Source organism: Streptomyces cinnamoneus (assembly GCF_002939475.1).
Lineage (GTDB): Bacteria > Actinomycetota > Actinomycetes > Streptomycetales > Streptomycetaceae > Streptomyces > Streptomyces cinnamoneus_A.
The window spans coordinates 3,228,747-3,250,858 of sequence record NZ_PKFQ01000001.1; the positions used below are offsets into that span (position 1 = coordinate 3,228,747).

Annotated in this window: 22 protein-coding genes; 7 read left to right on the forward strand and 15 right to left on the reverse strand. The window is 69.6% G+C overall.

Translation table 11 applies throughout. From position 1 onward, the window contains the following. Position 1: 1 nt before the first annotated feature. The gene (gene mqnE, locus CYQ11_RS13950) at positions 2–1,165 is read right to left on the reverse strand and encodes an aminofutalosine synthase MqnE (RefSeq protein ID WP_099199333.1); all 1,164 of its coding nucleotides are present in this window, start codon (positions 1,163–1,165) and stop codon (positions 2–4) included. 58 nt (positions 1,166–1,223) lie between these two features. Next, complete coding sequence (locus CYQ11_RS13955; protein ID WP_099199332.1) at positions 1,224–1,679, reverse strand: Lrp/AsnC family transcriptional regulator; 456 nt, start codon at positions 1,677–1,679, stop codon at positions 1,224–1,226. 139 nt (positions 1,680–1,818) lie between these two features. On the opposite strand from CYQ11_RS13955, the gene CYQ11_RS30650 reads away from it, so the two are divergent. After that, complete coding sequence (locus tag CYQ11_RS30650) at positions 1,819–1,950, forward strand: hypothetical protein (protein WP_275666402.1); 132 nt, start codon at positions 1,819–1,821, stop codon at positions 1,948–1,950. Here the strand turns inward: CYQ11_RS30650 and CYQ11_RS13960 are convergent. Then, entirely contained in the window at positions 1,947–2,636 is a 690-nt protein-coding gene (locus CYQ11_RS13960) for a UbiX family flavin prenyltransferase (RefSeq protein ID WP_099199331.1), read from the reverse strand. The genes CYQ11_RS30650 and CYQ11_RS13960 overlap by 4 nt on opposite strands. A 179-nt stretch (positions 2,637–2,815) precedes the next feature. On the opposite strand from CYQ11_RS13960, the gene CYQ11_RS13965 reads away from it, so the two are divergent. Next, positions 2,816–3,934, forward strand: coding sequence for a hypothetical protein (locus tag CYQ11_RS13965; RefSeq protein ID WP_099199330.1), 1,119 nt, complete (start codon positions 2,816–2,818; stop codon positions 3,932–3,934). Between the two features lie 88 nt (positions 3,935–4,022). On the opposite strand, the gene mqnP is transcribed toward CYQ11_RS13965, so the two are convergent. Together mqnP and CYQ11_RS13975 are read right to left on the reverse strand one after the other, a co-directional pair. Then, positions 4,023–4,943 carry a menaquinone biosynthesis prenyltransferase MqnP gene (gene mqnP / locus CYQ11_RS13970; protein ID WP_099199329.1) on the reverse strand — a complete coding sequence of 307 codons (921 nt, stop codon included), beginning with the start codon at positions 4,941–4,943 and terminating at the stop codon, positions 4,023–4,025. Further along, a complete protein-coding gene (locus CYQ11_RS13975; protein WP_099199328.1) occupies positions 4,940–6,397 on the reverse strand; it encodes a menaquinone biosynthesis decarboxylase in 1,458 nt (485 codons plus the stop codon). The genes mqnP and CYQ11_RS13975 overlap by 4 nt, the downstream gene beginning before the upstream one ends. Before the next feature lie 87 nt (positions 6,398–6,484). Here CYQ11_RS13975 and CYQ11_RS13980 point away from each other — a divergent pair, with 87 nt between their 5' ends. Together CYQ11_RS13980 and CYQ11_RS13985 are read left to right on the forward strand one after the other, a co-directional pair. Then, positions 6,485–6,802, forward strand: coding sequence for a PLDc N-terminal domain-containing protein (locus tag CYQ11_RS13980; protein ID WP_099199327.1), 318 nt, complete (start codon positions 6,485–6,487; stop codon positions 6,800–6,802). Positions 6,803–7,050: 248 nt separating this feature from the next. Beyond that, the gene (locus CYQ11_RS13985; protein WP_099199695.1) at positions 7,051–8,469 is read left to right on the forward strand and encodes an alkaline phosphatase family protein; all 1,419 of its coding nucleotides are present in this window, start codon (positions 7,051–7,053) and stop codon (positions 8,467–8,469) included. Positions 8,470–8,482: 13 nt separating this feature from the next. On the opposite strand, the gene CYQ11_RS13990 is transcribed toward CYQ11_RS13985, so the two are convergent. From CYQ11_RS13990 to CYQ11_RS14035, 10 genes are all read right to left on the reverse strand, one after another. Then, on the reverse strand, positions 8,483–9,007 hold the full coding sequence (locus tag CYQ11_RS13990; RefSeq protein ID WP_099199326.1) for an SRPBCC domain-containing protein: 525 nt from the start codon (positions 9,005–9,007) through the stop codon (positions 8,483–8,485). Positions 9,008–9,026: 19 nt separating this feature from the next. Then, entirely contained in the window at positions 9,027–9,602 is a 576-nt protein-coding gene (locus CYQ11_RS13995; RefSeq protein WP_099199325.1) for a Uma2 family endonuclease, read from the reverse strand. Between the two features lie 122 nt (positions 9,603–9,724). Continuing rightward, the gene (gene ccsB, locus CYQ11_RS14000; RefSeq protein WP_099199324.1) at positions 9,725–10,795 is read right to left on the reverse strand and encodes a c-type cytochrome biogenesis protein CcsB; all 1,071 of its coding nucleotides are present in this window, start codon (positions 10,793–10,795) and stop codon (positions 9,725–9,727) included. Beyond that, positions 10,792–12,576: a cytochrome c biogenesis protein ResB gene (gene resB / locus CYQ11_RS14005; protein ID WP_099199323.1), complete on the reverse strand. Its 1,785-nt coding sequence runs from the start codon at positions 12,574–12,576 to the stop codon at positions 10,792–10,794. The genes ccsB and resB overlap by 4 nt, the downstream gene beginning before the upstream one ends. Before the next feature lie 3 nt (positions 12,577–12,579). Next, a complete protein-coding gene (locus CYQ11_RS14010) occupies positions 12,580–13,365 on the reverse strand; it encodes a cytochrome c biogenesis CcdA family protein (protein WP_099199694.1) in 786 nt (261 codons plus the stop codon). Between the two features lie 7 nt (positions 13,366–13,372). Then, complete coding sequence (locus tag CYQ11_RS14015; protein WP_099199322.1) at positions 13,373–13,999, reverse strand: TlpA family protein disulfide reductase; 627 nt, start codon at positions 13,997–13,999, stop codon at positions 13,373–13,375. A gap of 87 nt (positions 14,000–14,086) precedes the next feature. Continuing rightward, a complete protein-coding gene (locus CYQ11_RS14020; RefSeq protein WP_099199321.1) occupies positions 14,087–15,286 on the reverse strand; it encodes a polysaccharide deacetylase family protein in 1,200 nt (399 codons plus the stop codon). A 174-nt stretch (positions 15,287–15,460) separates the two neighbouring features. Continuing rightward, positions 15,461–16,108, reverse strand: coding sequence for a histidine phosphatase family protein (locus CYQ11_RS14025; protein WP_099199693.1), 648 nt, complete (start codon positions 16,106–16,108; stop codon positions 15,461–15,463). Positions 16,109–16,140: 32 nt separating this feature from the next. Further along, positions 16,141–17,457 carry a glutamate-1-semialdehyde 2,1-aminomutase gene (gene hemL, locus CYQ11_RS14030; protein WP_099199692.1) on the reverse strand — a complete coding sequence of 439 codons (1,317 nt, stop codon included), beginning with the start codon at positions 17,455–17,457 and terminating at the stop codon, positions 16,141–16,143. Positions 17,458–18,271: 814 nt separating this feature from the next. Continuing rightward, on the reverse strand, positions 18,272–20,035 hold the full coding sequence (locus CYQ11_RS14035) for a recombinase family protein (protein ID WP_243469272.1): 1,764 nt from the start codon (positions 20,033–20,035) through the stop codon (positions 18,272–18,274). A 197-nt stretch (positions 20,036–20,232) separates the two neighbouring features. Between CYQ11_RS14035 and CYQ11_RS14040 the strand changes: the two genes are divergently transcribed. Genes CYQ11_RS14040 through CYQ11_RS14050 form a run of 3 tightly spaced genes read left to right on the forward strand, consistent with a single transcriptional unit; the run spans position 20,233 to position 21,987 of the window. Then, positions 20,233–20,799 carry a hypothetical protein gene (locus CYQ11_RS14040; RefSeq protein WP_099197835.1) on the forward strand — a complete coding sequence of 189 codons (567 nt, stop codon included), beginning with the start codon at positions 20,233–20,235 and terminating at the stop codon, positions 20,797–20,799. Between the two features lie 40 nt (positions 20,800–20,839). Beyond that, the gene (locus CYQ11_RS14045) at positions 20,840–21,175 is read left to right on the forward strand and encodes a YnfA family protein (RefSeq protein WP_099197834.1); all 336 of its coding nucleotides are present in this window, start codon (positions 20,840–20,842) and stop codon (positions 21,173–21,175) included. A gap of 59 nt (positions 21,176–21,234) precedes the next feature. Further along, on the forward strand, positions 21,235–21,987 hold the full coding sequence (locus CYQ11_RS14050) for an SDR family NAD(P)-dependent oxidoreductase (protein ID WP_099197833.1): 753 nt from the start codon (positions 21,235–21,237) through the stop codon (positions 21,985–21,987). The last annotated feature ends 125 nt before the right edge of the window (positions 21,988–22,112 follow it).

Genomic DNA, 22,112 nt, shown 5'->3' on the forward strand with positions numbered 1-22,112 from the left:
GTCACACACGCATCGGCTGGGGCGACTCGCGCAGCGAGGCGTCCGGGCCCGGGTACTCACGGATGATCTCGTAGCGCGTGTTGCGCTCCACCGGACGGAAGCCGGCCTCGCGGATGAGGTCCAGCAGGTCGTCGCGGGTGAGCTTGTTGGGCGTGCCGTAGTTGTCGGCGTCGTGAGTGATCTTGTACTCGACGACCGAGCCGTCCATGTCGTCCGCGCCGTGCTGGAGCGCCAGCTGGGCCGTCTGGACGCCGTGCATGACCCAGAACACCTTCACGTGCGGGACGTTGTCGAACAGCAGGCGCGAGACGGCGAAGGTCTTGAGCGCCTCGGTGCCCGTCGCCATCGTCGTGCGGGCCTGGAGGCGGTTGCGGACCTTGCCGTCCTTCATGTCCACGAAGTCGTGCTGGTAGCGCAGCGGGATGAAGACGTGGAAGCCGCCGGTCTCGTCCTGGAGCTCACGCAGCCGCAGCACGTGGTCCACCCGGTGCCGGGGCTCCTCGATGTGCCCGTAGAGCATCGTCGCCGGGCCCTTGAGGCCCTTGGAGTGGGCGAGGCGGTGGATGCGCGACCAGTCCTCCCAGTGGGTGTCGTGGTCGACGATGTGCTGCCGCACCTCCCAGTCGAAGATCTCCGCGCCACCGCCGGTCAGCGACTCCAGACCGGCGTCGATCAGCTCGTCGAGGATCTCCTCGGCGGGCATTCCCGAGATCTTCTCGAAGTGCTGGATCTCGGTCGCGGTGAACGCCTTCAGGGAGACGTTCGGCAGCGCCTCCTTGAGCGCCCGCAGGGAGCGCGGGTAGTAGCGCCAGGGCAGCGTCGGGTGGAGGCCGTTGACGATGTGCAGCTCGGTGAGGTTCTCGCTCTCCATGGCCTTGGCCAGGCGGACGGCCTCCTCGATGCGCATGGTGTACGCGTCCTTCTCGCCCGGCTTCCGCTGGAACGAGCAGTAGGCGCACGACGCCGTGCACACGTTCGTCATGTTGAGGTGACGGTTGACGTTGAAGTGGACGACGTCGCCGTTCTTCCGCGTCCGCACGTGGTGCGCCAGCCCGCCCAGCCAGGCCAGGTCGTCGGACTCGTACAGCGCGACGCCGTCCTCGCGGGTGAGCCGCTCCCCGGCGAAGACCTTCTCCTCCAGCTCGCGCTTGAGCCCAGCGTCCATGGGTGCGCCCGCCTCTCCTGATGCTCCGGATGACCGCTTCGAGCGTACTCCCCCGCTTTTACACGTCCTCGGGCAGCTCGCCCACCCGGTTCTCCCACTTGGTGGACAGCACGATCGTGGTGCGGGTGCGGCTGACGCCCTTGGTGCCGGACAGCCGGCGGATGGTGCGCTCCAGGCCGTCGACGTCGCCGACGCGGACCTTGAGCATGTACGAGTCGTCGCCGGCGATGAACCAGCAGTCCTCGATCTCCTCCAGGTCCCGCAGCCGGCGGGCCACGTCCTCGTGGTCGGCGGCGTCCGAGAGCTGGATGCCGATGAGCGCCGTGACGCCGAGCCCGAGGGACGCGGAGTTGACGGTCGCCCGGTAGCCGGTGATGACACCCGCCGCCTCCAGGCGGTTGATCCGGTCCGTGACGCTCGGCCCGGACAGGCCGACGAGCCTGCCCAGTTCCGCGTACGAGGCCCGGCCGTTCTCCCGCAGGGCCTGGATGAGCTGCCTGTCCACCGCGTCCATAACCTGGCACCTTTCAATAATCAGCGAACTCGCCGGTTTACGTGTAGAATCTAAGGCACGTGGGGCGCTAGACCCCGCAAATCTTTCACCAGATCGTCGAACCAGCGACGATCCTTCGATCCTCAGGAGTGAGGCCCCCGTGTACTCGATCGAGATGGCCTACGCCCGTATGCGCGAGCTGCAGGACCTGGCCAACCGCTCGCGTGCCCACCAGTCCCCCGAGCCGCGCCGCACCGCGAAGTCCCGCACCCCGCGCGCGAAGAAGAGCTAGCCCTCACGGCGAGAGCCACGCGCACCACCGAGCTCTCCCTCCCACCGGCGGTACAGCCGATGCGGCACCCCTGCCGCGTCCAGCACCCGCCCGGCGACGAAGTCCACCAGATCCTGGATGTGCGTCGCCCCCGCGTAGAACGCCGGCGAAGCGGGCAGCACCACGGCTCCCGCCTCGTCGAGCGCCACCAGCTGTCTGAGCGTCTGACCGCTGAGCGGCGTCTCCCGCACCGCGACGATCAACGGTCGCCGCTCCTTCAGCGTCACGCTCGCCACGCGCTGCAAGAGGTCCTTCGAGAGTCCGAGCGCCACCCCGGCCACGCACGCCGTGCTCGCCGGGACGATGAGCATCCCCTTGACGGGGTACGAGCCCGAGGACGGGCCGGCCGCCAGATCCCCGGCTGGCCAGTACCGCACGTCGGACACGTCGACGTCGAAGGCGTGCGGCTTGCCGTCCGCCCCCATCGAGAGCCAGCCGGTCAGGTCCTGCCGCCAGTGCGCGTCCCGGAAGGCGATCCCCGTCTCGTCGAGCAGCGTCAGCCGCGAGGCGCGGCTGACCACCAGGTCCACGGCCTCGCCCGCCGCGAGCAGCCCCCGCACGACGGCCGCCGCGTAGGGCGTCCCGGACGCGCCGGACACCCCGACCACCCAGGGCCGGCGTCGCGTTGAGTGTTCGTTGCGCTCCACACCCCCGAGCCTATCCGGAGGTAATGACCCCGGGCCGGGCCAGGCGACTCGGTCGGGTGACGCACCGGGCGCTTTACGAGGCGGCGTTCACCGCTCAAGATCCACATCAAGCTGTCGTGAAAGAACTTTGACATGATCGATCGCTTTGCACTTTAGTTATCGTTTGCCAAGAACCGTCAATGGGGGAGCGCATCATCAACACCACGCGTAAAGCACTGGCCGCCGCCGGCGTTGTGGCGGTCATCGCCGCCGGAACGACCGCCTGCGACCCGAGCGACAGCCTGAGCCCGGCCGCCAAGGTCAAGCAGGCCTTCGACAAGCTCGGCAAGCAGAAGTCGCTCTCCACGGAGATCGGCTTCAACGCCAGCGCCGACCAGATCTTCAAGGCCATGAAGGACGAGAAGGGCTTCACGCGTGAGGACGCGGACATGCTCGCCGGCATGCGCCTCGCCTACTCCTTCGGTTCCGACAAGGCCCTGAAGGACGCCGAGAGCGACGACAAGAGCTTCAAGTACGGCGTGGCGCTCACCCTCACCGGCGACAAGCCGATGTTCGAGGCGCGCCAGGTCGACGAGAAGGCCTACCTCCGCCTCGACTTCAAGGGCCTGTCCTCCTTCGTCGAGAAGCAGCAGGCGAAGAAGGGCAAGAAGGCCGACGCCGAGGACAAGGCCTTCCAGAAGCTGATCAACGACGCCGACCAGCTCCCCTCGTCCCTGGCCTCCGTCAAGGGCGCCCTGAAGGGCGACTGGATCAGCCTCGACCCGGCGACCTTCGAGGAGTTCGCCAAGTCGATGGACAAGGGCGGCGACACCAAGAGCGCCAAGCCCGACCCCAAGACGCAGAAGCAGATCTACGAGGTCCTCCAGCGTGCGCTGACCGACAACGCCGAGGTCAAGGACGCGGGCAAGAAGGACGGCATCGACCACGTCAAGGCCACCGTCCCGGCCAAGAAGGTCGCCAAGGACATCTCCGAGGGCCTCAAGCCGCTGAAGGCGAAGCTCGGCGACAAGGCCGGCAAGCTGGACGAGCTGGACCGCGACCTCGAGAAGCTGGACAAGAAGGACGACAAGAACGTCACGTTCGACGTCTCCATCAAGGACGGCATGCTCGCCGGCCTGACCCTCGACATCGGTCAGTTCGACACGAAGGCCAAGGGCGAACTCCCCCTCAGCATCGGCTTCAAGTCCGGCTCGGGCAAGGTCGAGGCCCCGGCCGGCGCCCAGGAGCTCAAGCCGCAGGACCTGATGGGCGCGGCCATGTTCGTCATGGGCGGCGGCAAGGACGAGTCGGGCCTCTGACGCCCGGCGGACCCGCTGTCCGTACGGACCCTCACGCACGGAAAGGGCGGCACCACCTCTCGGTGGTGCCGCCCTTTCGCACAGGTCCTCAGACCGTCAGCCCGCGCACCAGAAGGTCGAGCAACGCGCACACGAAAAGCGCGATTCCGATAAAACCATTCACGGTGAAAAACGCCCGGTTCAAGCGCGAAAGATCACGCGGCTTGACGATCGAATGCTCGTAAAGGAACGCACCGGCGACCACCACCAGACCCGTCCAGAAGAAAACCCCGGCATGCGCGGCCAGGGCGTACCAGACCAGCAGACCGGTGGTGACGGCGTGGCACGCGCGCGAGCCGTACAGCGCCGCCGGAACGCCGAAGCGCGCCGGGGTCGACTTCACCCCGTGGGCACGGTCGGCGGCCACGTCCTGGCAGGCGAAGATCAGGTCGAAGCCGCCGATCCAGACGCCGACCGCGAGACCGAGGATCACCGCGTCCCACGACCACTCCCCCGTCACCGCGAGCCACGCGCCCACCGGGCCCATCGCCTGGGCCAGGCCCAGGATCGCGTGCGGGAAGTTGGTGAAGCGCTTCCCGTACGGATAGACCACCATCGGGACGACGGCGATCGGCGCGAGCGCCAGGCACAGCGGGTTGAGCAGCGCGGCCGCACCGAGGAAGAAGAAGACGGCCACCCCGGCCCCGGTCCACGCCGACCGCACCGAGACCGCGCCGGTGACCAGCTCGCGGCCCGCGGTGCGCGGATTGCGGGCGTCGATCTCGCGGTCGATGATGCGGTTGCAGGCCATGGCGAAGGTGCGCAGGCCGACCATGGCGACGGTGACGAGCAGCAGCCTGATCCAGTGGATGTTCCCGTCCAGCTGGAACATGGCGGTCAGGGCCGCGATGTAGGCGAAGGGCAGAGCGAAGACGGAGTGCTCGATGAGCACCATCCTCAAGAACGCCTTGACCTTGCCGCTGGACGGCGCGGGCCCGGGGCTCAGTACGCCCTCGGCGGCGGAGGTCACAGCCCGTACTCCTTCCAGCGCTTGGTCACCCGGTCGGCGACCTCGGGGTCCGACTCGACCATGTGCGGCCAGCCGCCGTCGCGGGTGTAGCCCTCCTCGGGCCACTTCGCGGTGGCGTCGATGCCCGCCTTGCCGCCCCAGAACTGCTGGTACGAGGCGTGGTCGAGGTGGTCGACCGGGCCTTCGACGACGGTCAGGTCGCGGGCGTAGTCGACGTTGCCGAGGGCCCTCCAGGACACCTCGTGCAGGTTGTGCACGTCGCAGTCGGCGTCCACGACGACGATCAGCTTGGTCAGCGACATCATGTGCGCGCCCCAGATCGCGTGCATGACCTTCTGGGCGTGCTTGGGGTACTTCTTGTCGATCGAGACGATCGCGCAGTTGTGGAAGCCGCCGGACTCCGGCAGGTGGTAGTCCACGATGTCCGGCACGATGATCTTCAGCAGGGGCAGGAAGAACCGCTCGGTGGCGCGGCCCAGCGGACCGTCCTCCGTCGGCGGCCGGCCCACGACGATCGACTGGAGCAGCGGACGCCTGCGCATCGTCACACAGTCGATCTTCAGCGCCGGGAACGGCTCCTGCGGGGTGTAGAAGCCGGTGTGGTCGCCGAAGGGCCCCTCGGGCAGCATCTCGCCGGGTTCCAGCCAGCCCTCGACGACGACCTCGGCGTTGGCCGGGACCTGGAGCGGGACGGTCTTGCAGTCGACCATCTCGATGCGCTTGCCCTGGATGAAGCCGGCGAAGAGGTACTCGTCGATGTCGCCGGGCAGCGGCGCGGTGGAGGCGTACGTCACGGCCGGCGGGCAGCCGAAGGCGATGGCGACCGGCAGCCGCTCGCCGCGCTTGGCGGCGACCTGGTAGTGGTTGCGGCTGTCCTTGTGGATCTGCCAGTGCATGCCGATGGTGCGCTTGTCGTGGCGCTGGAGGCGGTACAGGCCGAGGTTGCGGACGCCGGTCTCGGGGTGCTTGGTGTGCGTGAGACCGAGGTTGAAGAAGGAGCCGCCGTCCTCGGGCCAGGTGAAGAGCGCCGGCAGCTGCTCCAGGTCCACGTCGTCCCCGGTGAGGACGACCTCCTGGACCGGCGCGTCGCCGGACTTCACCTTCTTCGGCGGTACGTGCGCCATCGCGCCCAGCTTGCCGAAGGCCTCCCTGACCCCGACGAAGCCCTGGGGCAGCTCCGGCTTGAGCAGTCCGCCGATCTTCTCGCTGATCTCGTCGTACGACCCCAGCCCGAGCGCCTTGAGGAGCCGGCGGTCGGTGCCGAAGACGTTCATGGCGAGCGGCATGGCCGCGCCCTTGACGTTCTCGAAGAGCAGCGCGGGACCGCCCGCCTTGTTCACCCTGTCGACGATCTCCCCGATTTCCAGGTACGGGTCGACTTCGGCCTTGATGCGCTTGAGATCGCCGTCGCGCTCCAGAGCCCGGAGGAAAGAGCGAAGATCGTCATAAGCCATGCGTTCCAGTATCGAGCACGCACTACCCTGGATTCGTCACGGGGGCCGCCGCGCGGCCCGCAACACCGCACTCCGGGGGCCGCCGCCATGCTCAGGTATCTGCCGTTTCTGCTGATCCTGGCGTTGTGGATCTATGCCTTCGTGGACTGTCTGAACACTCCCGAGGACGAGGTGCGGGGCCTGCCGAAGCTGGCGTGGGTGTTCGTCATCCTGCTCTTCGGCGAGGTGCTGGTCGGCCCGGTGGCCTGGATCATGGCGGGCCGCCCGCGCGCGGCCGCGGGCCCCCGGTCGTACGGGCGCCGGGGCGCGGACAAGGAACGGCGCTGGGTGGCGCCGGACGACAATCCGGAGTTCCTCCGCTCGCTCAAGCCGGACGACAAGGGCGACGGCGGCCCGGCGAGCTGACCCGCCCCGCGGCGGGCCGATCATACGGCCGGCGGTCGGCCGGACGGCCTAGACGGCCGATATCGAACGGGTGAAGTAAACCGCTCGGAAAAGCCGATCATCTGCTCAACTCTGGTTTCTTCACGCCCATTTGACGGGTCGTTCACTCCCTCCCCCCTGTCCCCGACGATGCCGTGCCGGGAGAGTCGTAGCGGTCACACTGTGGCCGCAGGCGACTCCAGGGAGGGACAACCATGCCCACACCCGACATGACCCGGCGCAGACTCCTCGGCTCCGCCGTGGGCGCGGCCGCCGGCGCGGCGGCCCTGTCGCTGCTGCCGCCGAGCGTGCAGCGGGCGGTGGCGGCGGGGCCGGCCCGGCGCGGTTCGCTCAGCGACGTCAAGCACGTGGTCATGCTGATGCAGGAGAACCGGTCCTTCGACCACTACTTCGGCACCCTCAAGGGCGTCCGCGGCTTCGCCGACCCCGACGCGCTGCGCCTGCCGGGCGGCCGGACCGTCTTCCACCAGCCGGACGCCGAGAACCCGGCCGGCTACCTGCTGCCCTTCCACCTCGACACCCGCAGCTCCAGCGCCCAGGCCATCCCCTCCACCAGCCACGCCTGGGCCGTGCAGCACGAGGCGTGGAACGGCGGCAAGATGGACCGCTGGCTGCCGGCGCACCGCAAGGCGGACGGCAAGAACGGCCCGTACGTGATGGGCTACCACACCCGCGAGGACATCCCGTTCCACTTCGCGCTGGCCGAGACGTTCACCGTCTGCGACAACTACTTCTGCTCGGTCTTCGGCCCCACCTGGCCCAACCGTCTCTACTGGATGACGGGCACCATCGACCCCGCCGGCAGCCGGGGCGGCCCCGTCATCGACAACACCATGCCCGCGCCCTACCGCTGGACCACCTACGCCGAGCGGCTCCAGGCGGCGGGCGTGAGCTGGCGCGTCTACCAGCAGACCGACAACTACGGCTGCAACATGCTGGAGTACTTCCGGACCTTCCGCGACGCCAAGCCCGGCAGCCCGCTGTACGAACGCGGCATGCGCCGCCTTCCGGAGGGCACCTTCGAGGACGACGCCCGCAACGACCGGCTGCCGGCCGTGTCCTGGATCATGCCGACGGCGGGGCAGTGCGAGCACCCCGACTACCTGCCGGCCGCGGGGGCGGACTTCATCGCGAAGAAGATCGAGGCGATCGCCGCCAACCCGGAGGTGTGGCGCAAGACGGTCTTCATCCTGAACTACGACGAGAACGACGGCCTCTTCGACCACGTGCCGCCGCCGGTGCCGCCCGCGGGGACGGCCGACGAGTTCGTGCGGGGTCTGCCCATCGGCGGGGGCTTCCGGGTGCCGTGCGTCATCGTCTCGCCCTGGACGGTGGGCGGCTGGGCGGCCGGCGAGGCCTTCGACCACACGTCGGCGCTGCGGTTCCTGGAACGCTGGACGGGCGTGCGGGAGCCCAACATCAGCACCTGGCGACGGCGCACCTTCGGCGACCTCACCTCGGCCTTCGGCTTCGGGGAGCCGCCGAGCCCGCCGCCGCGGCTGCCGGTGGACACCGAGCGGCAGCTGGAGCAGGCGGAGTGGGAGGTCGCCAACCTGCCCACCCCCAAGCTGCCGGGCCGCGCCCAGACCGTCCCGCCGCAGGAACCCGGCACCCGGCCGCGCCGCTAGGGGGCGCCCGGCGTCAGGACGTGTCGCCGCGCTCGTAGCGCCCTCGCAGTTCCCGCCAGCGGTCCAGCGTCCACTGCGACCAGTCCGCGGGATGCCCGCCGAGCGCCTGGAGCAGGTACTCGAAGTGGTGGTGCCAGCCCGCCAGGCAGTCCAGGCGCACGTCGTCGGTCCCGGCGAGCTCGTTGGTGAAGTGCAGCAGCGTCCCGCCGACCCCCAGCGGCCCCGGCTCCAGCTCGAAGCGGACGCGCCCGTGGATGTCGACCGTGTACTCCACGAGCCGCGGCGGATCCCAGGCGGTCACCCGCCCGGGAGCCACCGTGGCGTGGCCCTGTGGGTCGGTGTTCTGCCACCGCAGCGTGATGGCCCCGCCCTCGCGCTGCTCGAACGGCTCGGCCACGGCCAGCCAGGACGGCAGCCCCTCGGGCGTGGCCACCGCGGCCCACACCTCGTCGACGGGGTAGGGGATCGACAGCTCGTAGCGCAGGGTGTGGGTGTCGCCCGTGGACTCGGACGCGCCGTAGGGGGAGGGGATCTCCATGGGTCCACGTCTAACACGGTCAGGTGCGGCTCGCGCGGTGGTCGCGGGGCCAGTCGGACGTGTCGATGGTGACCTCCGGGTACGGCAGGGTGAACGTGGACCCGAAGGTGTAGACGACCTCGTCGGTGTACTTTCCTTCACGCGGATCGTGGTGGACGTGCACAAGCCCGGACTTCGGGTCGGCGATGAGGTAGGTGGGCACCCCGGCGACGGCGTAGACGTTCAGCTTGGCCTCGTAGTCCGCGCGCCGACTGCCGCGGGAGACGACCTCGGCCACGAACTCGACATCGCGGTAATCGTGGTTACCCGCCTCGTCCTCTTCAGCGCCGTCCTTCACCAGCGCCACATCCGGCGCGAAGCCATTGAGATAGCCGGGAAAATCGACGCGTACGTCCCAGAGGATGTTCGCTTTCCGGCCGAGCGCGTCCGTCAACGCCATGGTCAGCAGCTGGATGATCTTCGAATGGACCTTGCGCTGGGGATTCATGATGATCTCCCCCTCGATGATCTCCACCCGGTAGTCCGCAGGCAGATTCAAATGCTCAAGATCATCGAACATCCTGTCGAGCTCCGCCGAGTCCCGCACAGCCGCCATTCGACACCTCCCCTGGTCTCATTCGAGTCTATGGACGCACGCCGTCCACCGCTCGCACAAAGGCCCGCTTCCCCCGAACGAGGGAGCGGGCCTTCGTGGACGCGCGCGGCGCGACCGTGCGGTCACACCCCCGCGTAGGAGTGCTTGCCGCTCAGCAGGATGTTCACGCCGTAGTAGTTGAACAGGTAGCAGGCGAAGGCCAGCAGGGCCAGGTAGGCGGCCTTGCGGCCCTTCCAGCCGGCGGTGGCGCGGGCGTGGAGGTAGCAGGCGTAGGCGACCCAGGTGATGAAGGACCAGACCTCCTTGGGGTCCCAGCCCCAGTAGCGGCCCCAGGCGGCCTCGGCCCAGATCGCGCCCGCGATGATCGTGAAGGTCCACAGCGGGAAGACGGTCGCGTTGATGCGGTACGCGAACTTGTCGAGCGTGGCGGCCGAGGGCAGGCGGGAGAGGGCGTTGTCCCAGGCGCCGGTGGCACGGCCCTCCGCGAGCCGGACCTCGTGGCCGTCGCGGAAGAGGTAGAAGAGCGTGGAGGTCGCGCCCACCCACAGCGCCGCGCCGGAGATGATCGCGCAGGAGACGTGGATCCACAGCCAGTAGGAGTGCAGGGCCGGCACCAGCTGGTCGCTGTCGGTGTACAGCACCGAGACGGCCAGGCCCAGGTCGAGCAGGATCGACGTGGTCAGCGGCAGGCCCAGCCAGCGGACGTTCTTCTTCGCGGCGAGCAGGCCGAGGTAGACGGCGACGGCGGTCATGCCGAAGGTCGTGGAGAACTCGTACATGTTGCCCCACGGCGCCCGCTGCACCGACAGGGCGCGGGTGAGGACGCCGCCGGCGTGGAGGGCGAAGGCCAGCACCGTCAGGGAGACGGCGATACGGCCGTAGAGGTCGCCCTTCTCGCTGGTGCCGGCGGCGCCGGGGCCGTCGGGCACGTCACGGGAGCCGGGGGCGGCGCGGGTGATCACCTCGGGGCGCTCCAGGACGGCGGTGCCGCCGGCCTTCTTCACGGTGACGGCCGGCCGGGCCGGCGCCTCGGCGGTGAGCGCGGCGGCGGTCCGGCCGACGGCGCTGCGGCTGCCGAAGACCCACTCGGCGATGTGCGCGAGGAAGGCCAGGGTGTAGACGGCCATGGCCGAATAGATCAGCACGTTGCTGACGTGGGCCAGGTTCTCGTTGGTTGCGGCGGCGAGGGTCACGCGCGCGCTCCTTCGGACGGTTCGGCGGGGTCTTCGGCGGGTTCTTCGGTGGGCGTCCCGGCGGTGTCGTCAGCGGCCGCGGGCGGTGCGTCGGGCTGGAGGGCGGCGACGATGCCGGTGAGCTCCTCGGGCAGCCGCGCGGACTCGCTGCGGCCGAGGCCGGCCACCTCGACGACCGTACGCCCGTCCTCGCCCGCGACGGCCCGCACCCACACGCGGCGGCGCTGGATGAACAGCGAGCCGGCCAGGCCGACCAGGGCGGCGCCGGCGCCGGCGAGCGCCAGCTCGTTGCCGGGCTTCTGGGAGACCTGGAAGGTCGCCCACTGCCTGATGGCGTCGAAGTGCAGCTCGCCCGCGCCGTCCGGCAGCTTCATGGTGTCGCCGACCTTGAGGGCCTTGGCGAACTTCGAACCGTCCGGCTCGGTGAACTGCTTCATCCTGGACACGTCGAGCTGGTAGACGCTCTGCGGCAGGCCCGCGTCGATGCCCAGGTTGCCGCGGTAGGCGGTGAGCACCAGGGCGGGGTTGTCGAGCGCGGGGAACTGGGAGGCCATCCGCCCGGTGCGCAGGTCCAGGGTGGGCACGAAGTTGCCCTTGAAGCCGAGGTCGTCCTCCTTGCCGTCCTTGTCGCGGTAGTCCGGCACCTTGAGGACGCTGGTCTCGGTGACGTTGCTGTCCAGGGGGAGCGAGGGGATCGGGCCCCGGAAAGCGACGTTGCCCTGGCCGTCGCGGACGGTGACGATCGGGGCGTAGCCGTGGCCGATGAGGTAGACCTTCGACCGGCCGGTCTCCAGCGGCTCGTTCACCTTGATGGTGGCCTTGCGGCGCGGGCCGTCGGGCGTGTCCCGGTAGGTGACGTGGGCGGCGTAGTCGCGCGGCGTGCCCTTCTGGGGGCCGGTGCGCTCGTAGGTCCCGGAGAAGCTGTCGAGGTCGAAGTCGAAGGGGTCGAGGTCGTCGGCGGTGAACAGCGAGCCGGACTTGAAGTCGTCGTACTGGGTGAGGTTGTTCGCGAAGCCGTCGCCCTCGACGACGAGCTTGCCGCCCTCGGACTTCCACAGCTGGCCGGAGGCGAAGGCCACCAGCAGCACGATCAGGGAGACGTGGAAGAGGAGGTTGCCCGCCTCGCGGAGGTAGCCCTTCTCGGCGCTGACGGCGTCGCCCGCGGCCACGGTGCGAAAGCGCCGGCGGCGCAGCGCCCGGTGCGCCGCAGCCAGCACCCGCTCCGGATCGGCGTCCGTGTGCCAGGTGGCGTGGGCGGGCATCTTGGTGAGGTGGCGGGGGGCGGCCGGCGGGCGGCCGCGCAGCTGGCCGACGAACTGCCAGGTGCGCGGGACGATGCAGCCGATGAGGGAGACGAACAGCAGGATGTAGATCGCGGAGAACCACACCGAGCTGTAGACGTGGAAGAGGCCGAGCTTGTCGTAGACCGACGTGAGGCTCTCGTGCTTCTCCTTCCACTGCTCGACCTTCAGCGGGTCGACGCTGTTCTGCGGGACCAGCGAGCCCGGGATCGTGGCGAGGGAGAGCAGGAAGAGCAGGAGCAGCGCGACCCGCATCGAGGTCAGCTGCCGCCAGAACCAGCGGCACCAGCCGAAGGTCTCGCGGGCCGTCCAGGCGAGCCACCCGAGGGCACCGGGCCCGCGCATGCCGCCGAAGGAGCCGGGTACGGCCTGCTCGCGGTCCTCGGCGGGGGCCGTGGACATCTGCGCGCCCGCGGCTCCGGCACCGGCGTCGGGCTCCTCCGGCGCCGGCGCGGAGGGGGTGCTATCGGTCTTGGCCATGGTTCAGATCCCGGGGGTGAAGTTTTGCGACCACGTCTGCAGCTCGCCGACCATGCTGTCCCACACTCCTGTGACCAGGAGCAGGCCGACCACGACGAGCATCGCGCCGCCGGCCCGCATGACCCAGACGTAGTGCCGCTTGACCCAGCCGAACGCGCCCAGCGCGCGCCGGAAGGCGACCGCGGTCAGGACGAAGGGCAGCCCCAGGCCCAGGCAGTAGGCGACCGTCAGCAGCGCCCCCCGGCCGGCGCTGGCCTGGTTGAAGGAGAGCGACTGCACGGCGGCGAGCGTCGGCCCGATGCACGGCGTCCAGCCGACCCCGAAGAGCACTCCGAGCACGGGCGCGCCGGCCAGGCCGATCGCGGGTCTCGTGTGGAAGCGGAACTCGCGCTGCCCGAAGAGGCCCAGGGCGCCCATGAAGGCCAGCCCGAGCACGATCGTCAGGCCGCCGAGCACCATGGAGATCGTCTCCTTGTGGTCCTGCAGCGTCTTGCCGAAGTAGCCGAAGAAGGCGCCGGCGGAGACGAAGACGGCGGAGAAGCCGGCCACGAAGAGGGAGGACCCGGCCACCATCCGGCCGCGCCGGGCCTCCGCCAGGTCGGCGCCGCTGACGCCGGTGACGTAGGAGAGGTAGCCGGGCACCAGCGGCAGCACGCAGGGCGAGAAGAAGGAGATGAGCCCGCCGAGCACGGCCACGGGAAGGGCCAGCAGCAGCGCGCCGGACAGGACGGTCTGGTTGGTGTCGGTCGCGGCGGCGAGGACGTGCGCGGCGGCGGGGGACCCGGTGATCACGGGGTCACTTCTCCGCTACCAGCGGGTCGAGCGTCTTGCGCAGCTCTTCCTCGCTCAGGGCCTTCATCGCCCGGGCCGCGATCTTGCCGTCGCGGTCGATGAAGACCGTCGAGGGGATGGACTGCGGGTTGAGGCTGCCCTTGGGGAAGCGCAGCAGGAGCTTGCCGGAGGAGTCGTACAGGCTCGGGTAGGGAACCTTGAACTCCTTCTCGAAGGCCTGGGCCGGGGCGGGGTCGGGGTCGCGGGTGTCAAGCCCGACGAACTCCACGCCCTTGTCCTTGTAGTCGTTGGCCACGGTGACGAGGTTCTTGGCCTCGGCCCGGCAGGGCGAGCACCACGAGCCCCAGACGTTAAGGACGACGATCTTGCCCTTGTACTCCTGGGCGACGTCGAGCTGCTTGCCGTCGATCGTCTTGCCGGACAGCTCCGGCGCGTCCCGCCGGCCCGCCCGGTCCTTGGCGACGTCGACCCCGCCCGTGCCCTGCACGAACTGGGTCTGCCCCCCGCCACCGGAGGTGTCCTTACCGGAACCGCACGCGGTCAGCGTCAGTGCCGCGAGGGCGGCTCCGGCGGCCAGCACGGTGGTACGACGGCGGGAAGGGTGGCGTCGAAGGGCGCGGCAGGCACTCATGTGAAAAGTTTCGCATGGGCGGTTTGGGGATCTTCCGCACCCCCCTCGGTCCGCTCCGGCCGCCGGCGACGGCCCCGGGCGGCCGGCTCAGACGGCCCGCGGGCTCCATTTCTCGCCCACGTCGAGCCTGCGCAGCCCTTCCAGGACCTTCGGGCTCTGCACGTCGAGCCAGTCGACGAACTGCCGGAACGACACCAGACGCACGTCACGGTGCTTCTCGTCGGCGATGTGTTTGAACGCCTCCTCGACGGCGTCCATGTAGATCCCGCCGTTCCAGGTCTCGAAGTGGTTGCCCACGAAGAAGGGCGCCCGGTTCGTCTCGTAGGCCCGCTGGAACCCCGAGATGTAGGCCTCGGTGGCCTGCTCGCGCCAGCTGTCGTAGTGGTGCGAGGGGCCGCGCGTGGTCCTCTTCGACTGGTTGGCGAGGATGTTGTAGTCCATGGACAGGACCTCGAAGGAGTGCCCGGGGAAGGGCATCTGCTGCAGGGGCAGGTCCCACAGCCCGTGGTTCTTGCGCGGCCACACCTGCTGGCCGCCCTCGGAGCTCGCGTCGTACCGCCAGCCGAGCCTGGCCGCCGTCGGCAGCAGCCGCCGCTGGTTGAGCAGGCACGGCGTACGGCCCCCGACGAGCTCCTTGCGGTAGTCGAAGGGCAGCGGGTCCAGCCCGGTGAACCCGGTGTTCGTCCGCCACCGGGTGACGAACGAGACGGCCTGCTCGATCTCGGACTCCCAGTCCTCCGGCGTCCAGTGGGCGACCGAACCGCCGCCCGAGCAGAAGTGCCCGTTGAAGTGCGTGCCGATCTCGTGGCCCTCCAGCCAGGCGGCACGCAGGTTCTTCAGGGTCTCCTTGATGTGCGCGTCGGTGAGGTAGCCGATGTCGGAGGCCCCGGCCGGGTTGTTCGGCGGCTCGTAGAGGTGCCGCTTGTCCTCCGGCAGCAGGTACAGGCCGGACAGGAAGAACGTCATCGTGGCGCCGTGGTCGCGGGCCAGCTTCCGGAACCGGGGGAAGAGGCCGTTGCCGACCTCCCCCGCCCCGTCCCACGAGAAGATCACGAACTGTGGCGGCTTCTGACCCGGCTCCAGGGGCTCGGGCTTCGACGGCTGGTTGGGCTGCGCCCCCATGTCCGCCGTCGAACCGTCACCGATCGGCCGGGCCTTGGCCCGGGCGCTCGCCTTCGAGGAGGGAGCCCGCACGGCCTCCGGCTCCGCGGAGCAGCCGGCGACACCGAGCGCCGCGGCCGCCCCCACCCCCATGCCGAGCAGGTCCCTTCGGGTGATGTCGCGCATGTCGGCTCCGTCCGTGCTCGCTGCGCCCCCGTACCATATGCGGTCCATATAAGTGGACATTGAGTACGAGGGCGCGTCGAAGTACGTCGGTTGCGCTCTTTCCCTGCTCTTTATGGGTTTTTACGGACTTACCGAGGCATGACGCGGGAGGCACGCGCCCCGGCGTACGACCCCTCAGGCCCCGAACGCCTTGGCGCCGCCCTTGACCGGCTTCGCGCCCGCCAGCAGATGAGCCGGCACCAGATCCCGCGCGGGCTCGCTGTATCCCACCGAAACGATCTTGTCGCCGCGGTAGGTGAACGTCGTCAGGCTCGCCAGCGTGCACTGCCGCCGGCGCGGGTCGTGCCACAGCCGCCGCTTCTCCACGAAGCTCCGCACGATCCAGATCGGCAGCTGGTGGCTCACGCACACGGCCTCGTGACCACGCGCCGCGTCCTTCGCCGCGTCCAGCGCCCGCATCATCCGCACGACCTGCTCGATGTACGGCTCGCCCCACGACGGACGGAACGGGTTCGTCAGGTGCTTCCAGTTCGCCGGCTTCCGCAGCGCGCCGTCACCGACCCCGAAGGTCTTGCCCTCGAAGACGTTCGCCGCCTCGATCAGCCGCTCGTCCGTCGCCAGGTCCAGGCCGTGCGCCTTCGCGATCGGCGTCGCCGTCTCCTGCGCCCGCTCCAGCGGCGAGGCCACCACGTGCGTGACGTCCCGCTCGGCGAGGTGCTCCGCCACCCGGTCCGCCATCCGCCGGCCCAGGTCCGACAGGTGGTACCCGGCCTTACGCCCGTAGAGCACGCCGTCCGGGTTGTGCACCTCGCCGTGCCGCATCAGGTGCACGACGGTGATGTCGCTGTCGTTGCTCACTTGTCCCCCTCCGTCGCCTCGGCCGCCGCCCGCGCCGCGGCCGGCAGGGCCGCCGCGATCCGCTCGACCGCCGCCGCGTCGTGGGCCGCGGAGACGAACCACGACTCGAACGCCGACGGCGGCAGGTACACGCCCTGCGACAGCATCGAATGGAAGAAGGCGTTGAAACGGAACGCCTCCTGGGTCCGGGCCCGGTCGTAGTCCGTGACCTCGGACTCGGTGAAGAACACCGAGAACATGTTCCCGGCCGTCTGCAGCCGGTGCGCCACGCCCTCCTTCGCCAGCGCCCGCGTCACCAGCCCGCTGATCTCCGCCGACACCGCGTCCACCCGCTCGTACGCCGCGTCGTCCAGCAGCCGCAGCTGCGCCAGGCCCGCCGCCGTCGCCACCGGATTGCCCGAGAGCGTACCGGCCTGGTAGACGGGGCCCGCCGGCGCCAGGTGCGCCATCACGTCGGCCCGGCCGCCGAAGGCCGCCGCCGGGAAACCACCGCCCATGACCTTGCCGAAGGTCATCAGGTCCGGCTTCACGCCGTCGATCCCGTACCAGCCGGCCCGGCTCACCCGGAAGCCCGTCATGACCTCGTCGGAGATGAACAGCGCGCCGTTCTGCGCACAGGCCGTCTTGAGCCCCTCGTTGAAGCCCGGCAGCGGCGGCACCACGCCCATGTTGCCCGGCGAGGCCTCGGTGATCACACAGGCGATCTCACCCGGGTGCGCGTGGAAGGCGGCGTGCACCGCCTCCAGGTCGTTGTACGGCAGCACGATCGTGTCACCGGCCTGCGCGCCCGTGACCCCGGGCGTGTCCGGCAGCCCGAACGTCGCCACGCCGGAGCCGGCGGCGGCCAGCAGCGCGTCCACGTGACCGTGGTAGCAGCCGGCGAACTTGATCACCTTGGCGCGGCCGGTGAAGCCGCGCGCCAGTCGGATCGCCGACATCGTGGCCTCGGTGCCCGACGACACCAGGCGCACCTGCTCGACCGGCTCGACGCGGGCGACGATCTCCTCGGCCAGCGCGACCTCGCCCTCGCCGGGCGTGCCGAAGGACGTGCCGCGCGCCACGGCCTCCTGGACGGCCGCGATCACCTCGGGGTGGGAATGGCCGAGAATCATCGGCCCCCACGAGCACACAAGGTCCACGTATTCCCGGCCATCCGCATCGGTGAGGTACGGACCCGTACCGGACACCATGAACCGGGGTGTACCGCCCACGGCGCGGAACGCGCGGACCGGAGAGTTCACGCCACCGGGGGTCACGACCGCCGCGCGGTCGAAGAGCGTCTGCGAGACCGGGGCTTCATACGTGTAGGGCAGTTGGGGGCTGACCTGCGGAAACTCGTTCACTGGTTCGCTCCGATCGTCCTCGACACGCCTCGCGCTGCTGCTTCCGACGGCGCCGGGACGGCCCCGCAGGGGCGCGCGAGGGCCCCTTCTACGTACGCATCTGCCATGCCGACAGGGTACGTCTCGGTCTCTGGGGCCCTGTCTCCTCACGGCCCGACGCTCACGGAGGGCGTGGGGGTGGCGTCCTGCAGGCCTCGAATGGAGCGACCGCCCCCCACAACGGCGGGAACGGGGGGAGACGGCTGCGTGGTGCTGACCTCCACGCCATGAGGCGGGCCCCGATCCAGCGCACTCCGCCAGGCAGCGTGACGACGTGACGGCGTGGAGCCCATGTGCGACCCTCCCCCGACCTGCGGGACGGGGCCGGGGTGGTCACAGAAGCGCGGTGGCGACACATGATTTCCGGCCATTCTTCGGGCGCCGCATTCATCGCAGCAGGCATCGCCGATGACCTCCGCCGGAACCGTGAGGTCGCCCGCGAGAGAATCGACAGGCGCCAGTGGCCAGCACGCACATATCCCCTACGAATGACGATTGCCAGCCCGACCGGCCCCACCACGGAAATAAAGGATGGGAACCGATCCCGGCTCGTCCATCACTGCGGCGGGGAAATCTTTCCGAGCCCCGAAACGTGCGAGGAGACACCTATGGCTGCCCTCCATGCATGACCGGCGAAAGGCCGCTGCGAGGAAACACTGAGGAGAAGACCCCGGCGCCGCCCCGTGCAAAAGGCCCGGTCAAGCTCTCACGCTCGACCGGGGCCTCACCGCTGAACTATCGCCGCCTATACGGCCTGTACGTACGCCTCCGCCTCCTCCGGCTTCCGGCTCGCCATCTTGACCGTCACCCGCTTCTCGACCTGGCAGACACGGTTCACCCCACCTCGGCCGGCGGCCTTGGCGATGCGCACCTCGTCCACGAACAGGCTGACCAGCATCCGCTTTTCAGCGACGGTGGCACCGGCCCACCACGACCCCCTGCCCAACGGGTCTCCCCCGGGGTCCTCGGTGTACGTCCACTGCTCGACGGGAAGTGCCGCCTCCTCGGGACCGCCCACGTCCTGGATCCGGCTTTCGATCGCCGCCAGCCGCTGTTCCCGCGCCTCCTTCTCGTGCCGGAAGCGCGCCCGACCGATCCGGCCTTCGTAGATGCCCGAGTCAAGGTCGTCGTACAGCTCGTTGATCGACTTGATGACCGCCGCCCGCTCCCCCACGAGCGAAGCGCGCTCGCTCCTCTTCACCGGGGTCTCGCTCGCCTGCGCGAATCGCCGCCTCGCCTCGGCAAGCACGTCCAGCGTCTGCGGATCACCCTCCGCGGTCATGAGGAGAGCCATGATGCAGCGAGCGACGTAATCGTTCACCTCGTCCTGATTGATCGTGTTACCCCCCTCGTGCTTGCCGGGTTCGGCTACGCCGGGTGCACGACTGCACTTGTAGATGCGGGGCGAGCCGGTCATGGGGCGGTCGCACTCACATCTGAGCCTGTCCATGGCCGTCAGGACGTACCGGGCCCTCGTACTTCCCGTACCGCGTAGACGCCCCTCCAGCCACTCCTGGAGCTCGAACCAGCGGGGTGGAGGAATGAGTGCCTCACCGATCGTGACCGGCTCTCCCGTTTCCTCATCTCGGAGGATCTTGTACCCCTCCAGAGTGCCGGTCGGCGCCCCGTCCTTGTCCTTTCGGTAAACCGCCTCGGCCGCGAACCCCGCCAGCCGGGGATCGGTAAGAATCCGCTTCACCGTGGGTGTCCGCCACGGACCGCCTTTTTGACTCGGCACCGAGTTGGTGTTCAGCCACGTCGTGACTCCGCCGATCGAGGCAGGGTGGGCGTTCTTCTCCCCCTCCCAGCGCTTGCCCTTGTACGCGAGGACGCGGTCGACCATGCGAAGGACCACACTGCCTTGATCGGTCCCGTCAGCGTTCCTCGGCACCGGACGCAGGAGACGGATCGTGAGGGTCACGGCCTTGCCGTCCACCTCGCGCGTCACCTGCTCGGAGTAGCTCTCCATGCCGTAGGGCGGGATGCCCCCGAGCCACCCGCCGAACTGTTTGGCCGTACGCTTCGCGCCCTTGATCATGTCGCTCTTGTTCTTGCCGTCTTGGTGCTCCGCGTCCAGCCGCGTGATCAACATGATGAGTTCCATCGTGTCGCCGGGCGAGAAGGAGCCTTCGCACACCGAGGTGATCGTCACGCCGAGGCTGAATAACTCAAGCACGACCGGAATTGCGTCTTTGGGCTCACGACGGGAAAACCGCGTGACGTCGAAGACTATGATCTCGTGGACCTTGCCCGCACGGCAGGCGTTCAGCAGTCGCTCGAAGGCTTTGCGATTCGCATTCGGGCCATAACCGGAGACTCCGACGTCCCGGTAATGCCGAAGAAACCTACAGCCCCGGTCCCGTGCCTTCTTCTCGTTGGCCTCGTCCTGCGCAGCCGGACTGGCTTCTGACTTGTCCGCCTTCTTCTTTGACTGGCGGGTATACCCTGCTGCTACCCGGAGCACGGCAGCAACGTGCTCCGGGTGCCCAGCTCCTGAGATGTGGGTCACAGCCGGAGCCTAGCGAACTACCCTAGTCACATGAAGCAGGGCACTGTATGGATAGCTCACGCTGGCCATACATCTCAGAGCGCCGGACGGAGTCGCGTCCGGGCGTTTCACGCGCCGCCCACGGGGGAGGTCTCTGAGACGATGATCGGGTTGCGCGGCGGGGGCTCTGCTGCCTAAAAATGCGGTCAGGTGGAGATATGCATCGCGGTGGCGGACTGGGCGAGGGCACCGATGACCTGGGCCCCGAGCGAGCGCCCCATGCCCAGCGTGGGCGGCACCGGCGCGAGGAACAACGCGAACAGAGCAGTGTGAGCAGGAGTGGCCGGGTGGGGGTGACCTACAAGTACTTCGGGGCACCGAACGGTGCGACCGCTGCCCGCGTGCCCATCTCCATGCGCCCTGAGGAGCTCGGCGGTGACGAGCTGGGCATGGGCGGGATGTTCACCCGGATCAAGCCGGAGACCGTGGCCGCCATGGTCCTCACCGGCATCGAGGGCATACCCCTGCACAAGGTCCCCCCGCTTGAGCTCGTCGTTCTCCACCCCGACTACGCGGTCGTCAAGCTGCCCATGACCGTCGTCGACCCGCTGCGCGGCATCGGCGAGGAATCGGTGGGCGCGGCGGCGTTCATCTGGTCCACGGTCCCCGACCGGGGCGGCCCCCGCGACGCCTTCACGGTCTACCAACTACTGCACGAGTGGCAGGACTTCTCCCACCGCCTGCACGAGGCCGGCCACGAACCGTACTGCCTGGTCTGGCCGTAGAAATCCCCTTTCACCCCGCCCCGGCCGTACCCTGCGCCTCATGCTGATCGTCCGTTCCACCGCGCTGTTCGTCCTCGCCGCCCTCCTGGAGATCGGTGGGGCCTGGCTCGTCTGGCAGGGCGTGCGGGAGCACCGGGGCTGGGCGTGGGTCGGCGCCGGCGTCATCGCCCTCGGCGCGTACGGCTTCGTCGCCACCCTCCAGCCGGACGCGCATTTCGGCCGGATTCTCGCCGCGTACGGCGGTGTCTTCGTCGCCGGCTCGCTCGCCTGGGGCGTGGTCGCCGACGGCTACCGGCCCGACCGCTACGACGTGGCGGGCGCGCTGGTCTGCCTGGCCGGCGTGGCAGTGATCATGTACGCGCCGCGCGGCCGCTGACCGCCCGCACCGCCCCGCCTATGCTGCGCGTAGATCCCGCGCGCAACAGGAGGCCCACCATGAGCACCCGCACCGCAGTCATCACCGGCGCGAGCAGCGGCATCGGCGCCGCCACCGCCCGGCAACTGGCCGCCGCCGGCTACCGCGTCGTGCTCACCGCCCGCCGCGCGGACCGTATCCAGGCCCTGGCCGACGAACTCACCGCGGCCGGCCACCAGGCCGTCCCCCACGCCCTCGACGTCACCGACCGCGCCGCCGTCGACGCCTTCGCCGCCACCCAGGACCGCGTGGACGTCCTGGTCAACAACGCCGGCGGCGCCCTCGGCACCGACCCCGTCGCCACCGCCGACCCCGCCGACTGGCGCGCCATGTACGAGGTCAACGTCCTCGGCGTGCTCAACCTGACCCAGGCCCTGCTCCCCCGCCTCACCGAGGCCGAGGGCACCGTGGTCGTCCTCTCCTCCACCGCGGCCCTGGCCACCTACGAGGGCGGCGGCGGCTACGTCGCCGCCAAGCACGCCGCCCACGTCATCGCCGAGACCCTGCGCCTGGAGCTGTGCGGCCGGCCCGTACGCGTCATCGAGATCGCCCCCGGCATGGTCAAGACCGACGAGTTCGCCCTCACCCGCTTCCGCGGCGACCAGGACAAGGCCGCCGCCGTCTACGCGGGCGTCGCCGAACCCCTCACGGCCGACGACATCGCCGACACCGTCACCTGGGCCGTCACCCGCCCGCCCCACGTGAACGTCGACCTGCTCGTCGTCCGCCCCCGCGCCCAGGCCTCCAACTACAAGGTCCACCGCGAGGCCTGAGCCGGACCGGTTCCAAGGCCGGGACCCCGGCCGCGGCCCCCGGGACGGATGCGCGAACGATCATGGCGCGCTAGTTTCGTACACCAGGCCGCTCCGGATCGGGCGGCTCCTACGAAACAGGGGGA